This is a genomic window from Carboxylicivirga sp. (assembly GCF_982718395.1).
Window position 1 is genome coordinate 21246 of sequence record NZ_CEXQWX010000072.1, and the last position, 7927, is coordinate 29172.

4 protein-coding genes are annotated in these 7927 nt (G+C 42.1%); all 4 read left to right on the top strand.

Annotation, left to right across the window (positions count from 1 at the left end):
- Nucleotides 1–130 precede the first annotated feature (130 nt).
- The 4 genes from AC4MRQ_RS14090 to AC4MRQ_RS14105 all read left to right on the top strand — a co-directional run bounded on the left by AC4MRQ_RS14090 (nt 131) and on the right by AC4MRQ_RS14105 (nt 7791).
- Nucleotides 131–1693 carry an arylsulfatase gene (locus AC4MRQ_RS14090; RefSeq protein WP_491198328.1) on the top strand — a complete coding sequence of 521 codons (1563 nt, stop codon included), beginning with the start codon at nt 131–133 and terminating at the stop codon, nt 1691–1693.
- A gap of 14 nt (nt 1694–1707) precedes the next feature.
- Nucleotides 1708–3558 carry a sulfatase-like hydrolase/transferase gene (locus tag AC4MRQ_RS14095; RefSeq protein ID WP_491198329.1) on the top strand — a complete coding sequence of 617 codons (1851 nt, stop codon included), beginning with the start codon at nt 1708–1710 and terminating at the stop codon, nt 3556–3558.
- Nucleotides 3545–5158, top strand: a complete 1614-nt coding sequence (locus AC4MRQ_RS14100) for a sulfatase family protein (RefSeq protein ID WP_491198330.1) — start codon at nt 3545–3547, stop codon at nt 5156–5158. The genes AC4MRQ_RS14095 and AC4MRQ_RS14100 overlap by 14 nt, the downstream gene beginning before the upstream one ends.
- 131 nt (nt 5159–5289) lie before the next feature.
- Nucleotides 5290–7791 (top strand): beta-glucosidase, encoded by a 2502-nt coding sequence (locus AC4MRQ_RS14105; protein ID WP_491198331.1) that lies wholly within the window; start codon nt 5290–5292, stop codon nt 7789–7791.
- Nucleotides 7792–7927 lie beyond the last annotated feature (136 nt).

The following is a 7927-nucleotide window of genomic DNA, read 5'->3' on the forward strand; positions in this document are numbered from 1 at the left end:
ATTATTTAATCTATGGTAAGTTCCATCTGACCTTAATAAGAAAATTATATACAGATGAATAAGATCAAAATATTACATGTTTTTATTTAGCCCATTTAATTATCGCATTTGGTGTAAAAGTATAAGAGATATGAAATTAAGTTTAAAAAATACAATTACTTTTTCCCTGTTGCTTACCAGTGGTTTCACGGCAACGGCAAATTCAGAAAAGGAGGAAAAAACACGGCCCAATGTTGTGTTGATCATGGCGGATGATATCGGGTATTCGGATATTGGGTGTTACGGTAGCGAAATCAAGACCCCCAACCTGGACCGTTTAGCCAGTAAGGGAGTTCGCTTCAGACAGTTTTACAACATGGCTAAATGCAACCCAAGTCGTTCGAGTCTGTTCACCGGACTGTTCAAAGGGGATCACCGCTCCCAATCAATGGGGCAGTTGATGAAGGAAGCTGGTTACACTACCATAATGTGCGGAAAACAGCATTTTGACTCTTGGGTGCCGGAAAGATGTCAGGCTGCAAATAGTTTCGATTATTCTTTCTGGTATCATTTAAGCAATGAATATTTTGTACCTCCATCCGGAACTTTTAAGCACAGCTTTAACCTGGGTAAGAAGAAGCTTGAAGTAAGTGAAATTGAGGCAAGTCAGAAACCATTGTACAAAACCGATTTTGTTACGGATTATGCTTTAAAATTTCTAAATGAGGCGACAACAAAGAATGATCCTTTCTTTTTGTATTTGCCCTATCATTCGGCACATTTTCCCCTTCAGGCCAGGCCGGAGGATATCGCCAAATATCGATACAAATACCTGAAAGGTTGGGATAAAATAAGAAAGAATAGGTACAAAAAATTAGTCAAACTCGGGCTTATAGATAAAGATTGCAAGCTCAGTCCATCCGAAGGCAATATCAATAAGTTTCGGGGTGCTCCTAAAAGTGATTATGAAATTCGCAAGAAAATTCCATTGTATCGTCCGTGGGATTCGCTTACTGATAAAGAAAAAGATGAATTGGATCTTGAAATGGCTGTTTTCGCTGCGATGATAGACCGGTTGGATCAAAACATTGGCAGGGTACTGAAAAGGCTGGAAGAACTTGGAGAGCTGGAGAATACGGTTGTTTTTTTCCTTTCGGACAATGGATCTTGTCCCTACGATAGCAACAGGGATTTCTCAATACCTCCTGGCGGAGCCGATTCCTGGCGGACGTTATGTGCGGCATGGGCCAATTTAGGTAATACGCCATTTCGGTATTACAAGCAATTTGGGCATGAGGGGGGAAGTAATACGCCTTTCATAGCATATTGGCCGGATAAAATTCCTGAAAATAAGATTGTTGATGGCCCGGGGCACATTGTGGATTTGCTCCCTACTTTACTTGAAATTGGAGAAGGAGAGTATCCGGAAGTAACCGAAAATGGTGAAAAAACACCGAAACTGGACGGCCAGTCCCTCATGCCACTTCTTTCGGGAGAACAATTCATGAGAGATCGTTTGCTGACCTCAGGAATTAAAAACTTTAGAATGTATAGAAAGGGGAATTGGAAACTGGTACAGAAAAACAATGAAACCTGGGAGCTATACAATTTGAAGGATGATCCCACTGAACTGAACGATTTGGTGAATCAAAAACCAGAGATCGTCAAGGAAATACTTAACTGTGTTAGTAAACGGGAGATTCCATTGGAGTAATAATCAGTTGCATCATGTTGAAAGTAAATAAAAATCTAAAAAGGGCCCTGGTTCTACTGGGACTTGCCATGGGAGCTCATGGCCTGGGGGTATGTCAGGAATATCAACAACCCCCTAACATATTATGGTTGGTTAGCGAGGACAATAGTCCGTACCTGGGATGTTATGGAGATTCGGTCGCTCAAACCCCCAATCTGGATGCATTGGCTGCCGAAGGTGTTGTATTTGACAATGCCTTCGCCAATGCCCCGGTTTGTGCGCCAGCACGCTCATCCCTGATTTCGGGTATGTATGCCAGTGCGCTTGGAACTGAAAATATGCGGAGTACTTATCCGATTCCTGATTCTTTCCGGTTTTTCCCGCAGTACCTGAGAGATGCCGGCTACTATTGTACCAACAATGCCAAAAAAGACTACAATATGCCTGAACCCGAAGGGGTTTGGGATGAATCAAGCAGGAAGGCACATTACAGGAATCGTAAGGAAGGAGAGCCCTTCTTTGCCGTCTTCAATTTTAATATCACTCATGAGAGCAGGATCCATGTGCAGCCGGAAAGTCTTTGCGTTGATCCGAAGGATGTCACGTTGGCTCCATATCATCCCGACTTGCCTGAGATCAGGAAGGATTATGCGGTTTATTATCACCGAATGAAGCAACTGGATGACCAGTTGGGAGAGATGATTGCAGAGTTGAAAGAGAGTGGGGAGTGGGAGAATACCATCGTGTTTTACTATTCCGATCATGGCGGTGTATTGCCATTCAGCAAACGGTTTATCAACGACGCGGGGACCAAAATCCCGATGATTGTCCGTATTCCAAAGCGATTTCAACATTTGACGCCATTTTCTTCGGGGAAACGAACCGATCGCATTATCAATTTGGTGGATCTCGGGCCTACTGTGTTGAGCCTGGCAGGAATTCAACCTCCATTAAATATGCATGGGAAAGCATTTATGGGAGCGTATGAGGAAAAAACCCGCAAATACTCCATAGGATTTCGAGGACGAATGGACGAACGGTTCGACCTTTCCCGGGGGATTCGTACCAAACGCTATCACTACATCCGAAATTATATGCCAAACCGTGTTTTGGGACAGCATATAGAGTATTTATGGAAAGCTGCCTCAGCAAAAGCATGGGAAGCTCATTACAGAGATGGAAAGTGCAACGAAATCCAATCCTTGTTCTGGCAAACCAAACCGGTTGAAGAACTCTATGATGTAGTGAATGATCCGCATGAAATTTATAATCTGGCAAACAATGAAGAGTATTCAGAGATGCTGAATGAGTTGAGAGAGGCGAATCATCAACATATTCTTCAGGTAAAAGATGCCGGCTTCATTCCGGAGGGGGAGATTGTAAAAATTTCCAAACAGATGCCTGTTTACGAACACATTCGAAAAGGCGATTTTCCATTTGATAAAATCGTTGAAACTGCAGAAATCGCCAGTGCTGGAAAAAAGGAAGACCTCGATCTGTTACGGACTCGCATGGAAGATGAGAATTCCAGTGTGCGATTCTGGGCGGCCACCGGTCTCGTGATTTTAAAGTCACAGGATCCCCAATCGATTGCTGCATTTGAAAAACATTTGAATGATAAGTCAGGTGATGTCAGAGTGGTCGCAGCAGAAGGTCTGTATTTGTCCGGTCAGAAAGAAAAAGCTTTGCAATGCATTGTGAAAGAGTTGACCAATGGAAATAGCAAGGTGGCTCTTCGGGCCGCGAATCTGTTGGATATCCTTGGAGAGGATGCACATCCATACAAAGATGAAATAGCTGAAGTTGCAACAAATACTAAGGATAGAAATCTGAAAAAAGTACTTGATTATTGGATAGTAAAACACATAAAAAATGAATCTAAATAAATTAGCTCTAGGATTAATTTCTTTGGTCGGTATGGTTGCCGGATTATTTTCGACAGAAGAGGTTCGCGCAGAGGAAAAACGCCCTAACATTATTTTCATAATGAGTGACGATCATGCCTATCAGGCGATCAGCGCATACGGTTCCAAATTAATTGAAACACCCAACATCGATCGGTTGGCTCAACAGGGAGTTCGATTCGATAACTCTTTTGTTACCAATTCAATCTGTTCCCCAAGCCGTGCTGTGGTAATGACCGGGAAATTTAGCCATCTCAACGGCGTAAGAGATAATGTGAATGTATTCGACGGGAAGCAGCAAACATTTCCAAAGTTGTTGCAGAAAGCGGGATACCAGACAGCTGTTGTTGGAAAATGGCACCTGAAATCAGAGCCTACGGGATTTGACTTTTGGAGGGTGCTGCCAGGGCAGGGAAACTACTACAATCCAGATTTTAAAACACCGGAAGGAACGGTTAATGTGAAAGGATATGTGACAGATGTTACAACAGATTTTGCCATAGATTGGCTGGAAAAGGGAAGAGATGATTCCAAACCATTCATGCTGATGTATCACCATAAAGCACCTCACAGGGAATGGCTGCCATCCCAAAAACATCTTAACGATTTCAAAGGAGAGAAAATTCCGGAACCGGAGACTCTGTTTGACAACTATGCGAACAGGGGAACCGCAGCGCGTGATGCGGAAATGAGAATTTCCGATCACATGGGCTTGAGCAACGATAATAAAATTGATCCAGCCATTGTAAAAGAGATGGGCCATGAGCAATTTCTAAGGTGGTATGAGAAGGCGTACCATAAAAACCTTGATCGCATGACTCCAAAAGAACGAAAAAAATGGGATGAAGTATATGGTCCGATCAATAAGGAGTTCAAGAAGAAAGCACCTAAGGGAAAAGATCTGGTACGTTGGAAATACCAACGTTACATGGAAGACTACCTTGCCTGTATCAAATCGGTAGATGAAAATGTTGGTCGCTTGTTGGATTACCTTGATGAAAAAGGATTGGCGGAGAATACACTGATCGTATATACCTCCGATCAGGGATTTTATCTGGGAGAACATGGATGGTTCGATAAGCGATTCATGTACGAGGAGTCTTTCCGTACACCACTCTTGATGAGTTGGCCAGGCAAAATAAATCCTGGATCGGTAAATGATGATTTGGTGCAGAACCTGGACTTTGCGGAAACCTTCCTGGATGTGGCAGGTGTTGCAATACCGGATGACATGCAGGGAAGAAGCCTGCTGCCACTGCTGGAAGGAAATAGTGAGAACTGGCGTGATGCGGTGTATTACCACTACTTTGAATATCCTGGTATACATGCTGTAAAAAGACATTATGGCGTGAGAACCAAAAGGTACAAGCTGATCCATTTCTATTACGATGTGGATGAATGGGAACTGTATGATCTGGAAAAGGATCCGATTGAAATGAGAAATGTTATCAGTGATCCGGCCTATGCTTCAGTAAAGAAGGAAATGCTGGAAAAATTAAAATCACTTCGTGAGCAATATCAGGACACTGATTCGTTGACGCGATCGATCCTGAAGGAGGATCTTAAGCGGAGAAAGAAGTAGTTGGAGAGAATGATTTGTAGAGAACACGAAAATATTTGCATGCCCGAAACCACTACATGAAGTTGGGGTATGTTGCCTGTCGGTTATCACACAGGTGTAAATGAATTGTAAGAACCGAATATATTGTTGATATGAAAAGGAATCATCTTTTTATCAGTGCGTTGTTATTGGTCATCGCATTGATTTCCTGCAGTAACAAAATCATTTATAAAAATAAAAATTCAGATGTCGAACAGAGAATAGAAGATCTGCTTAGTAGGATGACCCTGGACGAAAAAATTGAGCAGCTTTCCGGGTATAAAATGGACACCAGAGAAAATACTCGTTTAGGGATACCAGGCCTGAAAATGACCGATGGCCCGGTTGGAGTTACATTGGGGACATCAACAGCTTTGCCTTCGCCGGTAGCATTGGCCTCTTCCTGGGACAGGGACTTGATGCGAAATGTTGGGGGCTTATTGGGACGTGAAACCAAAGAGAATGGACGAAATTGCTTACTGGCTCCCTGTGTTAACATTCACAGAATCCCGGTGGGAGGCAGAAACTTTGAAAGCTTTGGAGAAGATCCATATCTGGCAAGTCAGATCGCTGTTCCATACATTCAGGGAGTGCAAAGTGAGGATGTTTTGGCATGCGTGAAACATTTTGCATGCAATAACCAGGAGTGGAACAGAAAAACTTTGGATGTAATAGCAGACGAACGTACCATGCACGAAATCTATTTTCCCATGTTCAAAGCTGCAGTGCAGGAAGGGAAAGTGTGGTCGGTAATGGCATCGTACAACTTGGTTAATGGAATCTACGCCTGTGAAAATAACTACCTCCTGAATGAAGTACTTAAGGATAAATGGGGATTTAAGGGTTTCGTTGTGTCCGATTGGAGAGCAACGCGAAGTACAGTTGGTAGTATTAATGGAGGATTGGACATTGAAATGCCCAACGATAAATATTTGAATAATGAAGATGTAAAACAAGCACTGGCAGACAAGTTGATTACCGAAGAGAGAATCGATGAAATGGTGCGACGGATCTTAAGAGTCAAATTTGAGGCAGGCTTTTTTGATCATCCTCAAAAGGAGAGTAAAGGTTATATTAATAGTAGGTTGCACAATCAGATTGCATATGAAGCTGCTGTTAATGGAATTGTGCTTTTAAAGAACGAAAACGATCTCCTGCCTATTGATCCTGAAAAATTCGAAAAGATTGCAGTTATCGGACCCAATACGGCATATGCCAGAGTAGGTGGAGGAGGCAGCGCGAAAGTTTACCCACCATACTCAGTTTCTCCTCTGGAGGGTTTAACAAGTAAAGCGGATAAAAGATTGCAATTTGAATATTCTCTGGGAACTGCCATAAAAGATGATATTCGAGTGCTTGAAAGCAAGTATTTTACAAATAAAACTAATAAACATTGTTTGCAAGCTGAGTATTTTACCAATCCTAATCTTGAGGGAAAGCCACATTTTACCCGTGAAGACGAGGAGATTAATTTTATGTGGTACTTTGATGCTCCCAGACCGGATATGTATAACATCTGCCAAAACAGGGAGTATTCAGCCAGATGGAAAGGGAAAATTAATACACCAGCTAGTGGAGAGTATAAGTTCTTCATACGGCATACAGATGGTGTTCGTTTAAAAATCAATGGGGAAACAATTATTGAGAATTGGAAGGAGAATGTAGAAAGCACCATTGATACCTGTAAAATTAGCTTGAAGGAGAATTCCTATTATGATCTTGAGCTCGAGTACTTCAAAAAATCAGGTATTTCAGAAATAAAGTTGGGCTGGGAAATTCCTGGAGAAGATCTTATCGCGGAAGCTGTTGAGTTGGCTAAAAACTCTGATATGGCTGTCATTTTTGCCGGTCTTTCAGATCAATTTGAAGGAGAAGGCCGGGACAAAAATTTTCTGGTATTGGAAAATCAGGATACGTTGATCAAAGCAGTTAGCAAAGCAAACCCCAATACCGCTGTGGTGATGATTACCGGAACACCACCTGTAATGGAAGCCTGGGCTGATGATGTTCCCACAATTGTTCAGGCCTGGTTTGGTGGTCAGGAAGGAGGAAATGCCATCGCTGATGTCTTGCTTGGTAATGCTAATCCTTCGGGAAAACTGCCCTCTACCTTTTACGTGAAGAAAGAGGATGCTCCCGGTTTAAAGTATTATCGAAACGAGAATCTGAAATCAGTTTATCACGAAGGAATTTTTGTAGGTTACCGATACCTTGAAAAAAACAATATTGAACCGCGTTTCGCCTTTGGCCACGGTTTATCTTATACCGATTTCGAATACGGTGAGGTTAAATTAAAAGAGATCGACGGTCAAACCTTTGAGCTGATCATACCTGTTTCAAATACCGAAAAAATGGCCGGAAGCGAAGTCGTTCAAGTTTACGTGGGCGAAATTAATCCCCAGGTTGCACGTCCGGTAAAGGAACTCAAGGCATTTGAAAAAATAAAACTTCAGCCGGGAGATCAGCAGAATGTAAGGATTCAGCTGGATAAGAATGCATTCTCATTTTACAACGTTGACATACATGATTGGCAGGTGAGTAAGGGAGACTACAAAATTTCAATTGGTAGTTCCTCTCGTGATATCCGGAAGGAAGTGTCTCTTACGGTGCAGTAGTGTAGGTATTAAGGACAAATCGAGAAAATCAAAGATAATGATGAAGAATATTAGGAAAATATTAAGCGTGTTTTTATTGGTCATCGTTTTAATGGGCTGTAATACTAAAGCTCTCTATAAAGATAAAAGTTACGAT